This window comes from Leifsonia sp. Root112D2, assembly GCF_001424905.1.
GTDB lineage: Bacteria > Actinomycetota > Actinomycetes > Actinomycetales > Microbacteriaceae > Root112D2.
This window is the reverse complement of record NZ_LMCU01000002.1, coordinates 285,205-303,399: the sequence shown is the minus strand read 5'-3', so window position 1 is coordinate 303,399 and position 18,195 is coordinate 285,205. Positions and strand designations below refer to the sequence as shown.

At 65.4% G+C, this 18,195-nt stretch carries 18 protein-coding genes and 1 pseudogene; 15 read left to right on the top strand and 4 right to left on the bottom strand.

The genetic code is table 11. From position 1 onward, the window contains the following. Positions 1 to 25 precede the first annotated feature (25 nt). Positions 26 to 1,585 carry an aspartate ammonia-lyase gene (locus ASC63_RS15260; RefSeq protein WP_082487912.1) on the top strand — a complete coding sequence of 520 codons (1,560 nt, stop codon included), beginning with the start codon at positions 26 to 28 and terminating at the stop codon, positions 1,583 to 1,585. 21 nt (positions 1,586 to 1,606) lie between these two features. Here ASC63_RS15260 and ASC63_RS15255 read toward each other — a convergent pair whose 3' ends face one another. After that, entirely contained in the window at positions 1,607 to 2,482 is an 876-nt protein-coding gene (locus tag ASC63_RS15255; protein ID WP_055816287.1) for a fumarylacetoacetate hydrolase family protein, read from the bottom strand. A gap of 189 nt (positions 2,483 to 2,671) precedes the next feature. Here ASC63_RS15255 and gdhA point away from each other — a divergent pair, with 189 nt between their 5' ends. From gdhA to ASC63_RS15240, 3 genes are all read left to right on the top strand, one after another. Further along, on the top strand, positions 2,672 to 4,027 hold the full coding sequence (gene gdhA / locus ASC63_RS15250) for an NADP-specific glutamate dehydrogenase (protein ID WP_055816284.1): 1,356 nt from the start codon (positions 2,672 to 2,674) through the stop codon (positions 4,025 to 4,027). Between the two features lie 4 nt (positions 4,028 to 4,031). Beyond that, complete coding sequence (locus tag ASC63_RS15245) at positions 4,032 to 5,432, top strand: FAD-binding oxidoreductase (RefSeq protein WP_442915070.1); 1,401 nt, start codon at positions 4,032 to 4,034, stop codon at positions 5,430 to 5,432. Between the two features lie 289 nt (positions 5,433 to 5,721). Next, entirely contained in the window at positions 5,722 to 6,093 is a 372-nt protein-coding gene (locus ASC63_RS15240) for an FKBP-type peptidyl-prolyl cis-trans isomerase (protein ID WP_055816278.1), read from the top strand. A gap of 31 nt (positions 6,094 to 6,124) precedes the next feature. Here the strand turns inward: ASC63_RS15240 and ASC63_RS15235 are convergent, their stop codons facing one another. Then, positions 6,125 to 7,453 carry an MFS transporter gene (locus tag ASC63_RS15235; RefSeq protein WP_235492359.1) on the bottom strand — a complete coding sequence of 443 codons (1,329 nt, stop codon included), beginning with the start codon at positions 7,451 to 7,453 and terminating at the stop codon, positions 6,125 to 6,127. 75 nt (positions 7,454 to 7,528) lie between these two features. Between ASC63_RS15235 and ASC63_RS15230 the strand changes: the two genes are divergently transcribed. Together ASC63_RS15230 and ASC63_RS15225 are read left to right on the top strand one after the other, a co-directional pair. Further along, the gene (locus ASC63_RS15230; protein ID WP_055816276.1) at positions 7,529 to 8,059 is read left to right on the top strand and encodes an adenine phosphoribosyltransferase; all 531 of its coding nucleotides are present in this window, start codon (positions 7,529 to 7,531) and stop codon (positions 8,057 to 8,059) included. 173 nt (positions 8,060 to 8,232) lie between these two features. After that, complete coding sequence (locus ASC63_RS15225; protein ID WP_055816273.1) at positions 8,233 to 9,015, top strand: VOC family protein; 783 nt, start codon at positions 8,233 to 8,235, stop codon at positions 9,013 to 9,015. Between the two features lie 28 nt (positions 9,016 to 9,043). On the opposite strand, the gene ASC63_RS15220 is transcribed toward ASC63_RS15225, so the two are convergent. Continuing rightward, the gene (locus ASC63_RS15220; protein WP_055816269.1) at positions 9,044 to 10,270 is read right to left on the bottom strand and encodes a cobalamin-independent methionine synthase II family protein; all 1,227 of its coding nucleotides are present in this window, start codon (positions 10,268 to 10,270) and stop codon (positions 9,044 to 9,046) included. 533 nt (positions 10,271 to 10,803) lie between these two features. Between ASC63_RS15220 and ASC63_RS15215 the strand changes: the two are divergent. After that, positions 10,804 to 11,085 (top strand): annotated as a pseudogene (locus ASC63_RS15215) (DUF898 family protein); the annotation flags it as partial. Positions 11,086 to 11,160: 75 nt separating this feature from the next. On the opposite strand, the gene ASC63_RS15210 reads toward ASC63_RS15215, so the two are convergent. Continuing rightward, the gene (locus ASC63_RS15210; RefSeq protein WP_055816266.1) at positions 11,161 to 11,436 is read right to left on the bottom strand and encodes a hypothetical protein; all 276 of its coding nucleotides are present in this window, start codon (positions 11,434 to 11,436) and stop codon (positions 11,161 to 11,163) included. Between the two features lie 452 nt (positions 11,437 to 11,888). On the opposite strand from ASC63_RS15210, the gene ASC63_RS15205 reads away from it, so the two are divergent. The 8 genes from ASC63_RS15205 to ASC63_RS15170 all read left to right on the top strand — a co-directional run bounded on the left by ASC63_RS15205 (position 11,889) and on the right by ASC63_RS15170 (position 18,057). Beyond that, complete coding sequence (locus ASC63_RS15205) at positions 11,889 to 12,677, top strand: nucleotidyltransferase domain-containing protein (protein ID WP_055816264.1); 789 nt, start codon at positions 11,889 to 11,891, stop codon at positions 12,675 to 12,677. 141 nt (positions 12,678 to 12,818) lie between these two features. Then, positions 12,819 to 14,213 (top strand): HNH endonuclease signature motif containing protein, encoded by a 1,395-nt coding sequence (locus ASC63_RS15200; RefSeq protein ID WP_055816261.1) that lies wholly within the window; start codon positions 12,819 to 12,821, stop codon positions 14,211 to 14,213. Between the two features lie 73 nt (positions 14,214 to 14,286). After that, positions 14,287 to 14,544, top strand: coding sequence for a hypothetical protein (locus ASC63_RS15195; RefSeq protein WP_055816258.1), 258 nt, complete (start codon positions 14,287 to 14,289; stop codon positions 14,542 to 14,544). After that, on the top strand, positions 14,541 to 14,933 hold the full coding sequence (locus tag ASC63_RS15190; RefSeq protein ID WP_055816255.1) for a type II toxin-antitoxin system VapC family toxin: 393 nt from the start codon (positions 14,541 to 14,543) through the stop codon (positions 14,931 to 14,933). The genes ASC63_RS15195 and ASC63_RS15190 overlap by 4 nt, the downstream gene beginning before the upstream one ends. A gap of 112 nt (positions 14,934 to 15,045) precedes the next feature. Beyond that, positions 15,046 to 15,315: a 30S ribosomal protein S15 gene (gene rpsO, locus ASC63_RS15185; protein ID WP_055816252.1), complete on the top strand. Its 270-nt coding sequence runs from the start codon at positions 15,046 to 15,048 to the stop codon at positions 15,313 to 15,315. 173 nt (positions 15,316 to 15,488) lie between these two features. After that, positions 15,489 to 16,181, top strand: coding sequence for a lysoplasmalogenase (locus ASC63_RS15180; protein WP_055816249.1), 693 nt, complete (start codon positions 15,489 to 15,491; stop codon positions 16,179 to 16,181). An 83-nt stretch (positions 16,182 to 16,264) separates the two neighbouring features. Further along, positions 16,265 to 17,434, top strand: a complete 1,170-nt coding sequence (locus ASC63_RS15175) for an LLM class flavin-dependent oxidoreductase (protein ID WP_055816246.1) — start codon at positions 16,265 to 16,267, stop codon at positions 17,432 to 17,434. Further along, positions 17,431 to 18,057, top strand: coding sequence for an FMN reductase (locus tag ASC63_RS15170; protein WP_055816242.1), 627 nt, complete (start codon positions 17,431 to 17,433; stop codon positions 18,055 to 18,057). Before ASC63_RS15175 ends, ASC63_RS15170 begins: the two co-directional genes overlap by 4 nt. Positions 18,058 to 18,195: the final 138 nt, after the last annotated feature.

The window sequence follows — 18,195 nt, the reverse complement described above, 5'->3', positions numbered from 1 at the left end:
GTGCACTCACGCGCGATAGGCTCGTATGGTCAACCGCCACAAGCACGACGACAAGGCACTGGAGCCGCACGTGAATACACCGCACACCACTCTTCCGCCCACCGCATGGAACACCCCCTCGGCCTTGCCGGTCGACGGGCCCGTGCGAACCGAGTCCGACTCCCTCGGCGAGCGAGATATTCCGGTAGAGGCATATTGGGGTGTGCACACCTCGCGTGCGCTGCAGAATTTTCCGATCGCCAAGCGCCCCATCTCCGTCTACCCCGATCTCATCGTGGCATTCGCCAGCGTGAAGCAGGCCGCGGCCCGCGCCAACAAACAGTTGGGCGTTCTCGAGGCTGAGAAGGCCGATCTCATCGACGCGGCATGCCAGGAGATCATCGACGGCAAACTGCTCGACCAGTTCGTCGTCGGCGTCATGCAGGGAGGCGCGGGCACCTCGACCAACATGAACGCCAACGAGGTCATAGCGAACCGTGCGCTCGAGCTCGGCGGTCACGCGAAGGGTGAGTATCACCTGATGCATCCGATCGACGACGTGAACCGCAGCCAGAGCACGAACGACACGTATCCGACGGCGCTCAAGATCGCTCTCACGTTCTCGCTCAAGCGGCTGCTTGACGAGTTGTGGCTGCTGCGCGAATCGTTCGCGGCCAAGGGCGAGCAGTTCAACCACGTGCTCAAGGTCGGCCGCACCCAGTTGCAGGATGCTGTGCCGATGACGCTCGGCCAGGAGTTCCACGGTTTCGCCACGACGCTCGCCGAAGACTACGAACGGCTCAAGGAGACCATCTGGCTGCTGGCCGAGATCAACCTCGGCGCGACGGCCATTGGTACCGGCATCACGGCAGATCCGGGCTACGCCGCGGCAGCCTGTCAGCACCTGCGCGAGATCACCGGGCTCGACCTCGAAACCGCCCCCGACCTCATCGAGTCCACGAGCGACGCGGGCGCGTTCATGTCGTTCAGCGGCTCGCTCAAGCGCAGCGCCATCAAGCTGTCGAAGATCTGCAACGACCTGCGGCTGCTCTCGTCCGGCCCCCAGGCGGGTTTCGGTGAGATCAACCTGCCGCCCATGCAGGCGGGCTCGAGCATCATGCCCGGCAAGGTCAACCCGGTCATTCCCGAGGTGGTCAACCAGGTGGCCTTCTCTGTCGCCGGGGCTGACGTCACCGTCACCATGGCGGCGGAGGGCGGCCAGTTGCAACTCAACGCTTTCGAACCGGTGATAGCGCACTCCCTGCTGCAGTCGCTGGCCTGGATGACCCAGTCGTTCCACACCCTGCGCGTCAACTGTGTGGACGGCATCACCGCGAACGAAGAGCGACTGGATGCCATGGTCGGCTCCTCGGTGGGCGTCATCACCGCGCTCACCCCCTACATCGGCTATGCGGCGGCGGCAGCCCTGGCCAAGACGGCACTGCTCACCGGCCACAACGTGGCAGACCTGGTCGTCGAGGCACAGTTGATGGGCCGCGACGACGTTGCCCGGCTGCTCTCGCCGGCACGGCTCAGCGGGCTGGAAACGATAACCTCCGCCGTGCCGATAGCCGTGCACCCGGTGGAGACTTCCGACCGCGACTGACGTCAACCGGCGGTTTGCCGCTCAGAGAATGCGGCAATAGGTCGTCAGCGAGCCGATGCCCGCCACCGAGACCGTTACGGTGGCCTGGTCGCCGAGAAAGATCGGCGGCTTGCGCGAATAGCCCGCACCACCCGGGCTTCCCGTGGAGATGAGCGTTCCCGGCTGCAGCGTCGCCGAGCGCGAGAGAAACGCGATGATCTCGGCAACCGAGCGCACCATGTCGCCCGTAGAGGCGTCCTGCAGGATGTGCCCATCGAGATTCGTGGTGAGCCAGAGATCCTGCGGGTCGGCGATCTCATCCGCGGTGATCACGACGGGCCCCGTTGGCGTGAAGCCGTCGAATGACTTGCACCTCGACCACTGCGCCTCGGAGAACTGCAGGTCGCGTGCCGTGATGTCGTTGACGACGGTGTATCCGAAGACATAGTCGAGCGCATCGCGCACCGAGACGTCGCGCGCCGGCCGGCCGATGATCACACCGAGTTCGGCCTCGTAGTCCACCTGGGTCGAGAGCTCCGCGGGCCACGACGTCGTGCCCTCGTGCCCGGCCAGCGAGTTCGGCCACAGCGAGAACACCGTGGCGGCCTTCTCCACGCGCAGCTTCAGCTCGTCGGAGTGCGCGGCGTAGTTCGCGCCGATAGCGATGATCTGCGGTGGCCGCAGCACGGCGGATGCGTGGCGCAGCCCACTCACCGGCACAGGCTCGCGGCCCGCAGAGACCGCGGCATCGACGATCGAGCGGATGCGTGCGACCTCGTCATCCCCGCGCTCCAGCACGTCTTGCAGGTCGCGCGGCGCGGCATCCATCACCTCATCAAGAAAGATGGCGCCTTCACCGAGCACGACGGCGAGCCGAGGCTTGTGGCGGGCGTCAATGCCGAGGTGCGCGAATCTCACCCGATCAGGCTATCGGCAATGCGTGGGATTACGCCGTACCCCAACCATCCCGTGTGGCGCGGATGCGCGACTCTCACGCTCGTGATGGCGGTGGTCGGCCCGAGCCGCGAAGGGGCGCCCGTCACGCATCCGATAGTGTCGAAACGCTCCGTGAATTACTCAGGTGTTTGAGAAAGGCCGTAAACGACAGTGCCCGAAGCTCGTATCGAAACTATTTTCAAGGACGTTCTGCGCCGCAATTCGGGCGAGGTGGAGTTTCACCAGGCCGCTCGTGAGGTCTTCGAGTCCCTGGGCAAAGTCATTGAAAAACACCCGCATTACGCGGATGCCTCGGTGCTGGAACGCATCTGCGAGCCCGAGCGCCAGATCATTTTTCGGGTTCCGTGGGTCGACGACTCCAATCACGTGCGGATCAACCGCGGCTTCCGGGTGGAGTTCAACTCCGCGCTCGGCCCGTACAAGGGTGGCCTGCGCTTTCACCCCTCGGTGACCCTGGGCACCGTCAAGTTTCTCGGTTTCGAGCAGATCTTCAAGAATGCGCTCACGGGCCTGCCCATCGGTGGTGGCAAGGGCGGCAGCGACTTCGATCCGAAGGGCAAGAGCGAGGGCGAGATCATGCGTTTCTGCCAGTCGTTCATGACCGAGCTCTACCGCCACATCGGCGAGTACCGTGACGTTCCAGCCGGAGACATCGGCGTGGGAGGCCGTGAGATCGGCTACCTGTTCGGGCAGTACAAGCGCATCACCAACCGTTACGAGTCCGGCGTGCTCACCGGCAAGGGAGTCGGCTGGGGCGGATCGCGGGCGCGCACCGAGGCCACCGGATACGGCGCCGTCTTCTTCGCCGAGCAGATGCTGGCGACGCGCGGGCAGAGCTTTGACGGCAAGCGGGTGCTCGTCTCGGGATCCGGCAACGTGGCGATCTACGCCATCGAGAAGGTGCACCAGCTGGGCGGTGTCGTCGTGGCCTGCTCAGACTCCTCCGGTGTGGTCTACGACAAAGACGGCCTGGACTTCGAACTGCTGCAGCAGGTCAAGGAGGTCGAGCGCGGGCGGCTCAGTACCTATGCAGAGCGGCGCGGGTCGGCGTCCGAATATCGCGCCGGTGCCAACGTGTGGAGCATCGCGGGTGAGACGAAGATCGATGTAGCGGTTCCGTCGGCAACGCAGAATGAGCTTGACGAGGCGGATGCGAAGGTGCTCGTCGCATCCGGAATCAGCGCTGTGGCCGAGGGCGCGAACATGCCCTCGACCCCCGAGGCGGTGCGGGTCTTCAACCAGGGCGGCGTGCTGTTCGGGCCGGGCAAGGCCGCGAATGCCGGAGGCGTAGCGACATCGGCGCTCGAGATGCAGCAGAACGCATCGCGCGACTCGTGGAGCTTCGAGCACACGGAGGAGCGCCTCGCAGAGATCATGCGCAACATTCACGAGAGCTGCGCGACGACCGCCGACGAGTACGGCGAGCCGGGCAACTACGTGTTGGGCGCGAATGTAGCGGGCTTCACCCGCGTGGCCGACGCGATGCTCGCCCTCGGCGTCATCTGACATCGTGAGCGCGCTCGAGCGGCTCCTCTCCGAGCTGGGTGATGCGGTCAGCGTCGAGGCGGCGAGGCTGCAGGCGGTGCGCACCGACAAGTCCGGGTGGGTGGCCGAGGGCCTGCCGCTCGCGCTCGTCGAAGCCACGAGCGTGCAGCAGGTGCAGGCGACGATGCGCATCGCATCCGAATACCGCGTGCCGGTGGTGCCGCGCGGCGCGGGAACAGGGCTCGCCGGGGGAGCGAACGGCACCAACGGGGCCATCGTGCTGAGCGTGGCGCGCATGAACCGCATTCTCGAGATCTCGCCGCAGGATGGGCTCGCAGTCATCGAGCCCGGCATCATCAATGCGGAGCTCAACGACGCTCTCGTGCAACACGGACTCTGGTTCGCCCCCGACCCGGCCAGCAAGGCCATCTCCTCGGTCGGCGGCAACATCGCCACGAACGCCGGCGGGCTGCTCTGCGCCAAATACGGGGTCACCCGCGAGGCCGTGCTGGGGCTCAGCGTGGTGCTCGCCGACGGCAGGCTGCTGGAAACGGGCCACCGCACCGTCAAGGGTGTTACCGGGTACGACCTCACCGCGCTCTTCGTCGGCTCGGAAGGCACCCTCGGCGTGATAGTCGGTGCCACGGTGCGCGTGCTGCCGCTGCCCGAAGGCGGTGTTCGAACCATCGGTGCCGTGTTCCCGGACGTCGAATCCGCGGCCGCCGCTGCGGCATCCGTCACGGCGGCGCACCTTCGGCCCGCCGTCATGGAGCTGCTCGACGCACCGTCGCTCACACTCATCTCCGCTCATCTCGGGGCGGATGTCGTCGAGGCGGCAACCGGCGTCGGGGCCCTGGAGACCGCGGCAGCGGGATCAACGCCGATCGGCGCCTATCTTCTTGTGCAATTCGACGGATCCGCGGCCGCCGCAGACGCCGAGCGAGCATTGCCGCTCATCGCGGCCGAGGGCGGCAGCGCCCGGCTGTCGAGCGATGAGGCGGAGGGAGAGGCGCTGCTGGCGATCCGCCGGGCGTTCCACCCCTCGCTCGCGGCCACGGGCGAGGTGCTGATCGAGGATGTTGCGGTGCCACGCTCACGCATGCCCGAGATGTTCCGGGCCATCGAAGAGATCGGCGCCAGGCACGGGGTGAGCATCCCCACCGTTGCACACGCCGGCGACGGGAATCTGCACCCGAACTTCATCTACACCGGCGACACGGTTCCCGATGCCGTATGGGCCGCGGCGGACGAGTTGTTCCAGACGGCACTGCGTCTCGGCGGCACGCTCACCGGTGAGCATGGCGTCGGGGTGCTGAAGCGCCGCTGGCTCGCCGATGAACTCGGGGAGACCTCGTTCAAGTTGCAATCGGAGCTGAAGGCCGTGTTCGACCCGCTCGGCATCCTGAACCCCGGTAAGGTCTTCTGAGACTTCCGCCGGTTGAGGAGGCCGCCCGCGGCCGTCGACTTCCGCCGGTTGAGGAGGCCGCCCGCGGCCGTCTCGAAACTAGCAGCCGTTAACAGACTCATCGCCCGGCGGTGCGGCGATGCCTGCAACGCTCCCGGGCGATGAGTTGGTTCCCTACAAGGGTGCCTCTTCGGTCGCATGAATGCAAGCACTTTCTGCTCACGCATCCGCCCACGCATCCGCCCACGCATCCGCCCACGCATCCGCCCACGCTTTGACGTGAGGATGCGTATGCCGCTTGGATAGGGACATGACAGATTCAACTCACTCCAAGCCCGAAGTCGACGCGCCCGTCGGCCCCGCTCCCGAGCAGCTCGAGATCGTGGACATCGCCGTGGGCGACGGTGCTGAGGCAGCCGCCGGCTCCACCGTCGACGTGCACTACCTCGGCGTCGGCTATGACTCCGGCGAGGAGTTCGACTCCTCGTGGAGCCGCGGCCAGTCCATCAACTTTCCGCTCAACAACCTCATTCGGGGCTGGCAGGAGGGCATCCCCGGCATGAAGGTCGGCGGCCGCCGCAAGCTCACCGTTCCTCCGCACCTCGCGTACGGCCCGGCCGGCGGTCACCCGCTCGGCGGCCAGACGCTCATCTTCGTGATCGACCTGCTCGGCGTCAGCTGAATCTTCTCTGACGCACAGAACCCGATGCCGTCTACGGCGTCGGGTTCTTCGCGTCGTAGGCGCGGAACGAGCGCTGCAGTCGCACCACGAGCAGAATCGCCACCATGATGACGATGCCGCCCAACACGGGCGGGAACCACAGGGCGGCCACCGCCGTCAGAAACCCGGCAAAGAGATCGCCCAGACGCGGGCCACCCGTCACGACAACGGTGAAGACTCCCTGAATGCGTCCGCGCATGGCATCCGGCACCGCCGCCTGCAGGATGGTCATGCGGAAGATGGCGCTGATGTTGTCGGATGCCCCTGCTGCGGCAAGAAAGACGCAGGCCAGCACGAGAGCCGGCACGTTGGCATCCGCAATGGCTGAGCTCACCGGACCGAACCAGCCCGTCGCCATGACGGCCAGCACGAGCCCGAAGGCGAGCGTGGACGCTCCGAACGCCAGGATCGCCCGCCCTATCGCCCGACCCTGCATGCGCACGTGGCCGAGCGGGCCGGAGAAGACGCTGCTCAGCAGCGCGCCGACGGCGAACGCTGCCGTGAGAATACCCACCGTGATGGCCCCGCCGCCCAGAAGCAGCGCGCCGACGGCCGGGTACAGCACACGGGGCTGGCCGAACGTCATGGCGATGATGTCGACGATGAAGGTCATGCGAACGTTCGGCGCACTCTTGAGAAAGCGGATGCCGTCCGCCAGCGAGCGCAGCCCGGGCCGTTGCGATCCGCCCTCGGGCACGATGTGCGGCAGGGTCGCGATGCCCATGAATGCCGCAACGAACAGCAGCACGTCGACGCTGTAGGTCCAGCCGAAGCCGACGGTGGCGACGAGAACACCGGCCAGCGCCGGGCCGAGGGTGATCATGACGCCGGTGCTGATGCCCTGCAGGGCGGATGCCGCGGGCAGCAGCGAGGCGGGCAGCAGCCGCGGCAGGATGGCCGCGCGCGTGCTGCCGATCACCGTGGAGGCGACGGCGTTGACGGTGGTCAGCAGGTACAGCGGCCATACGGTCTCGACTTGCAGCCAGGCGAGGGTTGCGATGGTGGCCGTCGACGTCCAGGCGACTATCGCGGCGATCAGGGCCACGGTGCGGCGGTCGAAGGCATCCGCAAGCATGCCCCCGTAGAGGCCGAAGATGACCATCGGAACGAGGGCAAAGAGTGCGACCAGAGCCACGGCGAGGGTCGAGGAGGTGAGGTCGTAGATCTGCAGGCCGATGGCCACGATCGTCATCTGCGAGCCGATGCCCGAGATCGCGCCCCCGGCCCACAACCGCGCGAACGGCTTGCTTTGCCGCAGCGGCGTGAGGTCGGCGAAGATCGGCTTGCGTATCGGGGCGTCGGTTTCGACGGGTTCACTCACTCGCCCTATTCTGGCAGTCGCTTCGGTCGGGCGGTGCGCGCGAGCCGGCACGCGACAAGCGTCTAACGTTGAGGGGTGAGCCCCGAAACCGCATCCGCAGCCGTCGAACGACTTCTCGCCAGCATCCCCGATTTTCCCGAACCCGGCATTCTCTTTCGTGATCTTGCCCCGGTGTTCGCGGATGCCGGGGCGTTCCGTTCGATCACGAACGAACTTCTCGCCCGCTTCGAGGGCCGTTTCGACGCGGTCGCCGGCGTGGAGGCACGTGGCTTCGTTCTCGCGGCGGCAGCGGCGTATGCCTCGAACACGGGTCTCGTGATCATTCGCAAGCCCGGCAAGCTGCCCGGTGACGTGCTCACCGAGCGTTACGATCTGGAATACGGCTCGGCAGAACTGCAGCTCGAGCCCGGGCATCTGCCTGCCGGATCGCGCGTGCTGATCCTCGACGACGTGCTGGCCACGGGCGGCACGCTTGCCGCGGCCGCGCGCCTCACCGAGCGGGCGGGCTATCAGGTCGCCGGTTTCGGTGTTGTGCTCGAGCTCGACGCTCTTGCCGGCCGCGAGCGGCTGCCAGGCCACGAGACCCAGGCGCTGCTCTCGCTGTAGCCGCGCACCCGTGCCCTGACCCGCCCCAGCGTTGCTCACACCACTTGACTTTGCCGCGGGCTGAGGGATGATTCATGTCGTCTCAGCGGTGATTGCCTCTTGCATCCGGGTTGGGACCGGCGCAGTGTTGGGGGTGCGCCGCGCACGGCGACGCGTAACGGGAGGATCTCTCAATGCCCGTCTTCACCTCGTCAGCTGCGCAGGGGCATCCGAATCTCATCGATCTCATGACCACCGACCGTGTCGGCGCGAGCGAGTTTTACGCCGGGCTTTTCGGCTGGGAGTATTTCAGCGTTCCCATGCCGGGGGCCTCTCCGCTGATCACCGCGACGCAGGGCGGTGAGCGCGTTGCCGTCATCAGCGAGGAGCCGGTTTTTCTCGTCGAGGAGGGTGTTCCGCCGCAATGGCAGGTGTACCTGCAGGTCGACGATCTGGCGACGGCCGCGGGGCGCATCGAGGCGGCGGGCGGCACGATTCTGGCACCGTTCGCCACGCACATGGGATCGACGCAGATCCTGGTCGCGGAAGATCCCTGTGGCGCGGCCGTCAGCTTTCGCAACGTCGTCGGCGACGGCGACACGCGCGTGGAAGACGAGCCGGGGGCGCTCGGCTGGCTGGAGCTCGTGGCGGAGGACTACGAGTCGACCTTCGATTTCTATCGAGAGATCGCCGGGCTTGGAACCACCACAATGCCGATGGGCGACGGCCAGCCCGCCTACACCTTGTTCACAGCGGGCACCGAATCCGTTGCGGGCGCGTGGCCGCCCACGTCGCCCGGCACGCATCCGCACTGGCGCGTGTATTTCGAGGTGGAGAACCTGGATGCAACGCTCGCGATAGCGCGCAGCCTCGGCGCCGAACTGGCGGATGACCCTGCCGCGGCACCGGGAGTGGGCCGCTGGGCCGTGCTGAACGACCCGCAGGGTGCGGAGTTTGCCCTGCTGCAACCGGAGTAGCCCGGTCGCTGGCCAACGCCGGTCGCGCCTACGCCCAGAGCCGCTGCGTGGCTATCTCGGCGCCCTTCGCGAGTGAGTCCAGCTTGGCCCAGGCGATCTGGGGGTGAATGCGCCCGCCGAGACCGCAATCGGTGGAGGCGACCACCCGCTCGCGTCCGACGAGCGAGGCGAAGCGCTCGATGCGCTCGGCCACCAGAAGCGGATGCTCGACCACATTGGTCGCGTGCCCCACGATCCCCGGCAGAATCACTTTGCCCTCGGGCAGCTTCACGTCCTCCCAGATGCGCCACTCATGCTCGTGACGCGCGTTGGCGGCCTCGAACGAGTAGGCGCCGGCGTTGATCTCGAGCATGAGATCCACGATGTGCTCCAGTTCGATATCCGTGGTGTGCGGGCCGTGCCAGCTGCCCCAGCAGAGGTGAAAGCGAATCTGCTCCTCGGGCAGCCCGCGCAGCGCGTGGTTGAGCGCCTCGATGCGGATGCGTGTGAACGCGCGGTAGTCCTCGACGCTCGGTTCGGGATTGATCTGGTCCCAATTCTCGGCGACCGAGGGGTCGTCGATCTGCACGACGAGGCCCGCCTCGATGATGGCCATGTATTCCTCGCGCAACACCTCGGCCCAGGCCCAGACGAATTCCTCGTCTGTCGCGTAATAGTCGTTTCCGATGCGGCTGGCGGAGCCGGGGGAGAGGGAGGTGATGAAGCCCTGGGAAGCGCCCGCGGCATCCAGCCCGGCCTGGAAGTTGGCGATGTCACGGGCTATGGCCTCCTGGCCGACGTAGCTGATCGGGCCCGTCGCGGTGGGAAACTTCGTTGCGTTCCTGCCGAGCTGTATGCCGCTCGTCGGGTCGCGGTAGGCCTCGGCGAAGACGGTCCAGTCACGGCGGTCGGCCATGGAGGTGAGCCTGACGTTGCCCGGCGTCGATCGCACGGGCGCGGAGGTGATCGGGTTGAACTCGGTGAGCGAAAGACCGGCGGTGCGCTGAAAGGAATACGTCCACCACGCGCCGTAGTCCACCGGACTCGACATGGCCTTGCCGTACTCGCCGTCGTTGGCGATGGTGATGCCGGTCTCGCTCTGGCGCCTGACGATGGCCGCAACGGCATCCGACTCGAGCCGAACGAACTCCGGCGTTCGTGCCAACGTGAAGCCGTCGTCGTCGAAACCGCGCGCCTCGTTGGCGGCGATCAACTCGGGCGTGCGCGGCAGGCTGCCAGCGTGAGTGGTCTGGATGCGTTCGCTGCTGCCGTGCATGCTGCCTCGTTTCATCGCCGAACGGATGCGCGGCAGCACGGACGCGACGCCGCGTTACCAGCGTGCCACTACCGATCGCATTCGTCACGGCGTGCGACCAGAATCGTCATGTGCCGATCGGCTGTGCGCATGAGAGACGGATGCGCGTGCGCGAACTCGCAGCACGGCTGCGCTGGGAAAAGAGCAGAGTCTCGCATCAGGTGACGCGTTGGTGCGGCGCGGTCTGGTGGAGCGTCGGACGTGCCCGAAGACGCGCACGCCATAAACATCCATCTCGCCTCCGGGCGTCGCATCGTCGTGCGTGCGCTGCCGAGCCATGTCGCCACCATCAGGGCGCTGCTCATCGAACTCCTCGAGTACGCGCTCAGCTTCGCATCGCTGAGTGCCTCTGTTTGGGGTGGCCAAAGGCCTGCTGTGAACTCTCTGACGCTGATAGCTTCGGCTTTGTCGGCGTCGCCGGCATTGTCACGAAGGAGTCCAATGTCGGTTGAAACGGTCACCCGCCTCAGGGAAAGCTCTATGCATTCGACGGAGGTGCTGGAACTTGGTTCGGTACGCAGCTTCTCGGTATCCTCGTCACCCTCGTCACGCTCGGAATCTGCTATCCCTTCGCGATGGTCCTGATAGAGCGTTGGCGGGCGAAGCACACGCTGCTTGACGGCCGCCGACTTCAGTTCTACGGAAGCGCGTGGGGTCTGTTCGGACGATGGATCGGCTGGTTCCTCCTCTGCGTGATTACCATTGGCATCTACTCTTTTTGGGTTTACCCGCGCCTGACGCGCTGGAAAGTCGAGCAGACCGGCTATGCGCGCTGACGCATCGGCCGCTGACCTTTTCGAGGTCTCCGAAGCCGTGGCGCGCTCGGCGGGATCCCTGTGCGCGGAATGTGTTCAGCGCGGCCGCTGAATCGCGCCGTAGCGCTGACGCACGGCCTCACCCGACGTTCCCATCACCGTGCCGATGCGCGCCCATGACAACTTTGCTCGTCGTGCGTCGGCTATCGCGCTGGCGAGTCGCCGTTCAGACTCTGCGCGCTGTGCGACCGCCGTGCGGAGGGCGAGGAAGGCCGAGAGATTGACCTCGTCTTGAGGTGAAGGCTCGTATGTCTCGAACCTCTTCGCGAGCTCGTCACCGTGGGCGAGGATCTCTTCAATCGATCGGGGCACGATCCTTCACCTCAGAAACTTCGCTCGGGCAGCCATTGCGTGGACGACTACGGAGCGGTCGGGAGCGCCGACTACTCCAACTTCAAGCAACGCCCCGGTTCTCGTGGGGAGAATGGTCGAGTTCAGGTCAATTTCCGCAAGGTAACTTGCAGCGGTCAAGGCGCACGGGTAAATAAATATAGCTCGATGCGAACTCGGTCTGAATGCGGTCCCGAGGCTTTGGTGCACTTTGAAGCTTCCGCGGACGCTGTGCGGGAACGCCGTCGCACGGTACTCGTACACGTCGGTGCTGCAGGTCGAGATTCCGCGGAAGGATCTGTTACCGGTTGGGGGATTTCCTTTGCTCGCATCGGCGCGCTGTGCAAGGGTGGGTTTCGTGATCCTTGAGCAGTGATTCCAGTCCTCACCGCATCCGCGGGTGAGTTGACCGATCTTGCGAACAAAGGTCTTTTATGTATTCCTCAGATCACAATCTCGAAGTCAAATTCGTCGAGCAAGTCGCAGATGCCCTCCACCGCTTGCCCGGTGTGGAGGGCGTCGCCCTCGGTGGCTCTCGGGCGCAGGGAACCAACCACCCGCACAGCGACTGGGACTTAGCCGTCTACTATCGCGAAGGATTTGACCCGGAAGCCATCAGGCAACTCGGCTGGCCTGGCCAATTGAGTGACCTTGGAGGCTGGGGGCGGATATTCAACGGCGGTGGCAAACTGACCGTCGACGAACAGGTGATTGATATTCACTACCGCGACCTTGGACTCATCGATCAGGTTCACTCTGACGCCTGTCGAGGAGATTTCACTATCGAGCCACTGCTGTTCCACCAAGCGGGGCTTCCGAGCTACATTCTGCTGGCGGAACTCGGGATCAACAAAACGCTTCGGGGGCACGTGCCGCGGTGGGACTACCCGGAAGCACTTCGAGAATCGGCACCGGGGATCTGGTGGCTCAACGCTGACCTCACCCTGCACTACGCCGCGGAGGGCCACGCCCGACACGGCCGCCTTGCTCAATGCGCGGGACTGCTGAGCGAAGCCGCATGCCACACCGCACATGCGATTCTGGCTCATCGTGGCGAATGGATGACAAATGAAAAACAATTGTTGAGCAAGGCGGGGCTCAGAGGGATCGATGGCATTGTCGGTCAGCTTGGCACCCAACCAGAGAGCCTTCTTCAGTCCGTGAGCGACGCTCGCGAGCTGCTCCTGGGGGCCGTCCGAGACGAAGGAATCGCCTCAGGATGACTTGCCCAGCGAATGGCGGTGGGAACCGCTTGTCGCCTCCATTCCTGCACAGGTGGCTCCTTGCAAAGTTATCCACAGAAAGCATTTCTGACCGGGGGTTCTGTCGACGCGAATGTCGGTGGTCTGCGGGAGAATTCTCGTATGGACAGCTTCACGACACGGATCGATGAGATCACCGGCACGCTTGCCGATGTGCTCGCATCCGCTGATGTGCGCGTGCTGTCAGACGACGCGCTGTTGGCCAGCACGACGGCGGTGGAAAAGCTCGGCCGGCTGATCGACGCGGCGCGAGTGGCGCGGGCCGGCGAGATTGCCGAGCGCTCACGCAAAGAGCTCGGCATCGGGGGCCTGGCGGCGTCGAAGGGATGCCGCAACGCCAATGAGTTGCTGCAGCGGGTCACGCTCGTCTCGGCCGCAACCGCGGAAAAGCGGATGCGACTCGGCCTGCACACGAGAGCGCAGCTCACGCTGGCGGGCTTCTCGATGCCTGCCCGGTTTTCTGTGGTCGCCGCTGCACTGCAGAGCGGCGAGATTGGAACGGATGCGGCGCTCGCCATCGTGCACGGTCTGCTGCCCGTCTCCGAACACTGCGCGATTGACCACCTGGCCGTTGCCGAGCAGGAACTCGTTGCGGCCGCCACTGGGCCGACTCCCGAATCCGCCGTGGCCTTCACTGCTGATCAGATGCGCATTCAGGTTCAGGCCTGGCAGGCGTTGCTCGACGAAGACGGCACCGATGACGCTGAGGAGCGGGCGATGCGTCGGCGCGGTTTCCGGCTTGGGCGTGAACGCGACGGGCTCATTCCGGTGAACGGCGATTTGATGCCCGAGGTGGCAGCCAAACTGGCCCGATCACTCGACAGCGGAATGGCTCCCAAGACGGCTCCAGCATTCCTCTCGCACGAGGAACGTGCCACGGGTCGGATCAGCGACGACCCGCGCAGCCGGGATCAGCAGCGGCACGACGTCTTCGCCTCGCTCATCGATACCATCGCGCGCAGCGGTGACACGCCCACCATCGGCGGGTCGGCGCCCACCGTCTGCGTCAGCGTGCGGGCTGAAGACCTGCGTCGCGGGCACGGTGCCGGTCACATCGATGGCTCAGACGTGCCCATCTCGATGCGAGCGGTGAAGCAATTCGCCTGCACGGGCGGCGTGCAGCAGGTGGTTTTCGACAGTCTCGACCGCGTCATCGAACTGGGCTCGCCGCAGCGCTCCTTCACTGCGCAACAGCGAAAGGCGGTCACCTTGCGTGACGGCGGATGCCTCATCCCCGGCTGCCAAATACCCGCCGGCTGGTGCGAAATCCATCACGTTCAGCCCGCCGCGGATGCTGGGGAGACTCACACAGACAATGGCGTTCTCCTCTGCTGGTTCCATCACCGCACCATTGACACATCCGGGTGGGAAATTCGCATGAACCGCGGGGTTCCCGAGGTGCTTGCACCGCCCTGGATCGACCCGCGCGCCGACTGGCGCCGCGCCACCAAGGCCCCCACCGCGCTCGCCGACGCCATCCGAAGGCGAGCCGGATGACGGGCGCATCCGGCAGAGTTGAACCGAGTCGACCGTCAGCCACGAGTGCATTTGTGCATGCTAGAATGCATGCATGGTTGCCGTTCAAGTGCGTGATGTTCCTGAGCAGGTGAGACTGACCCTGGTCGCGGAGGCGGAGCGACGGGGGGAGTCGCTGCAGGTCTTTCTGCTCGATGTGCTCGAACGCGAGGCGGCGAACGCGCGCAATCGTGAGATTCTGCGCACGCAGAAGCCGATTCGGCCTCGGGGGAATGGCGCACTCGACGTCGGCGAGATCATCCGGCAAGGGCGCGACGCGCAGGATCGAAAGAACCTCGCGGCGTCGCGATGATCGTTGTCGATGCCTCCGCCCTGGTTGAGTGGATGACGGATGCCGCGGGGCGCTCGGATGACGTCGCTGTTCTTCTCGCGCGCGACGCGCACTGGGTCGCTACGGAGCACTTGTTGGTCGAGGCCATGAGCGCATTCCGTGGGCTCTGGCTGGGCGGCGGGCTGGACGATGCTCAATTCGATGAGCTCGCTCGTCGTCTCGCCTCATACGAGCTTGACGTGTGGCCGACGCGGCCACTTCTGCCGCGCATCCGGGAGCTCGCGCACAACGCCACGACGTATGACGCGGCGTATATTGCGCTCGCCGAAGAGGTGGGAGCGCCCCTGGTCACGACGGATGCGAAACTTGCCGCCGTTCCCGGCATCCGCTGCACGATTCTGGGTCCGTGAGACCCAGCCGATTCTGCTAAACTCGTGCAGTTGCCGTCTGACGGCCGCGGATAAAGAGAGCCCAGACATTCTGTCCCGGGCACCGCGCAGCGAGAGAAAAGGGGTTCCATCTATGGCACTTGAAGCCGATATCAAGAAGGCGATCATCGAAGAGTACGCGACCCACCCCGGTGACACCGGATCCCCTGAAGTACAGGTGGCTATGCTCACCCGTCGCATCAAGGATCTCACTGAGCACCTGAAAGAGCACAAGCACGACCACCACTCACGTCGTGGCCTGCTTCTGCTGGTTGGACAGCGTCGTCGTCTGCTGGGCTACCTGTCTGACATCGACATCAGCCGTTACCGCTCGCTCATCGAGCGCCTCGGTCTGCGTCGATAAAAGGCGCGAGTCGATAACCAGATTCGAAGCCGCGCGGGCGATCCCTGAACCGTCGAACGGCGAGAAGGGTCTTCGTTCGACAACGCGAACTTCTTACATGCGGGCCGTCACCGAAGGGTGGCGGCCCGTTGTGTTTGCCCCGCCTGACAGACCTGTCCCGATAGGATCGCGACGTGCAGACGTCGTCGTCGCCGCTTCGGCGCCTCATCTCCTTCCTGCCCTACGCGGTCGTTGGCGTCATCCACCTCGTCGCGCTCGCGCTGACGGCAGGGGCAGTGGCAACAGCGACAATACCGCTGCTGATGCCGGCCCTGTTGCTCGCGCTGCTCTGGTCGCTGCCGCGTCTGCGCACCGAAATCGCCCTGCTGGGCACCCTCGCCATTGTCTTCTCGTGGCTGGGAGACATCTCGCTGATGAACTCGGGTGACCTCGGCTTTCTGAGCGGCCTCGGGTTCTTCCTGCTCGCCCATGTGGCCTATCTCGTGCTGTACGCCCGGCGGATGCGTCGGCGTCGCCTGCCCTGGTGGAGCGTCATCTACGTGCTCTGGTGGATCGCTCTGGTCGCCGTGCTCGCCCCGCACACCGGGGTGCTGCTGGTGCCGGTCGCGATTTACGGGCTCGCGCTCGGCGCCGTCGGTGTTCTCGGCGCGAGCTGCGACCGCCTCATCGTCATCGGCTCGGCCCTCGTCGTGCTCTCCGACACCATGCTCGGCCTGCACCGGTTCCTGCCCGGCTTCGAGCCATGGCAGATCGACACGACCATCATGGTTGCCTACATCCTTGGCCAGGGGCTTATGTGCGCCGGGATTGTGCGCTCCGCCAGGCTGTTTAACGCGGCGAGGGCCCAGGGTGTCGCGTGGGAATAGAGACGCCATGCCGTCTGTTGTGTACGATATCCATGCAAATGCATAGAAATAGGATCTCAGAAACGTAAAGGCAGGACGTCGACATGCAGTTCGGAATCTTCACCGTCGGAGACGTGACGACCGACCCGACCACCGGTTACACGCCAACGGAGCACGAGCGCATCAAGGCCACGCTGGCCATCGCTCAGAAGGCCGAAGAGGTGGGCCTCGATGTCTTCGCCACGGGCGAGCACCACAACCCGCCGTTCATTCCGTCGAGCCCCACGACGACCCTCGGTTATCTTGCGGCCAAGACCGAGCGCATCATTCTGAGCACCTCGACCACGCTGATCACCACGAACGACCCGGTGAAGATCGCCGAGGACTTCGCCATGCTGCAGCACATCGCCGACGGCCGTGTCGACGTGATGCTCGGCCGTGGCAACACCGGCCCCGTGTATCCGTGGTTCGGTGAAGACATCCGCCAGGGCATTCCGCTGGCGCTGGAAAAGTACGCACTGCTGCGCCGACTCTGGCGCGAAGACGTGGTCGACTGGGAGGGCCAGTTCCGCACGCCGCTGCAGGGCTTCACCTCGACGCCGCGCCCGCTCGACGGGGTGCCGCCTTTCGTGTGGCACGGCAGCATCCGCAGCCCCGAAATCGCGGAGCAGGCCGCGTTCTACGGCGACGGGTTCTTCTCCAACCACATCTTCTGGCCCGCCTCGCACACGGCCAAGATGATCGCCTTCTATCGGCAGCGTTTCGAGCACCACGGGCACGGCACCGCGGCGCAGGCCATAGTCGGGCTCGGCGGCCAGGTGTTCATGCGCAAGAATTCGCAGGATGCCGTCACCGAGTTCCGCCCGTACTTCGACAATGCGCCGGTGTACGGTCACGGACCGAGCCTCGAGGAGTTCACCTCGCAGACGCCGCTCACCGTGGGCAGCCCGCAGCAGGTCATCGACCGCACGCTCGGATTCCGCGACTACGTGGGCGACTACCAGCGCCAGCTGTTCCTCATGGATCACGCCGGACTGCCCCTGAAGACCGTGCTCGAGCAGCTCGATCTGCTCGGCGAGGAGGTCGTGCCGGTGTTGCGTCGCGAGTTCGCCGCGAATCGCCCGGCCGATGTTCCGGATGCCCCCACCCACGCCTCCTTGCTGGCCGACGCCGAGCGCGCCGCCAACACCGATGCCGCCAGCACCGATGGCGCCAGTACCGATCGCGCCGGCGACACTGCCGAGGAGAGCGAAATCGCGGAGGTGCGCTCATGACCAGCCGTACCATCGTGGTCGTGACCGCCGGACTCAGCCAGCCGTCATCCACGCAGTTGCTCGCCGAGCGCATTGCTGCGGCAACGACATCCGCGCTCGAGGAGCAGGGCGTCGAGGTGAATGTGCAGACCTTCGACCTGCGCGACGTCGCCCACGACATCATGAACAACATGCTCACGGGCTTTCCGAGCCCGAAGCTGGAGGCGGTGATCGACGCCGTGACCGCGGCCGACGGTCTCATTGCCGTGACGCCCATCTTCACGACGAGTTACAGCGGCCTCTTCAAGTCGTTTTTCGACGTGATGGACAACCAGGCGCTCACCGATCTGCCCGTGGTGATAGCGGCGACGGCGGGGACCGCCCGGCACTCGCTCGCACTCGACTACGCGATTCGGCCGATGTTCATCTATCTGCACGCGGTGGTCGTTCCGACGGCCGTTTTCGCGGCCTCGGAGGACTGGGGCAGCGGTGCCGACACGGTGAAAACCCTGCACGAGCGCATCCAGCGCGCGGCCGGCGAGTTCGCACCGCTGGTGGCGGCCTCCGAGCGATCGAGCCAGGTGCGCGACCCGTTCCTGTTGGCGACGTCGCTGAGCCCGGTGGGCGGTTTTCAAGCCGAATAGCGGCGGCGCAAACCGGCATCGATCGATTGTGCACATCCCGATCATTGACATTGTCAATTATTAAATTTACGGTGTATATACCCGAGGTGTGTTCGCCCACGCGGGACAGTGTCGTCTATCGATCGCCCGCGCAACGCG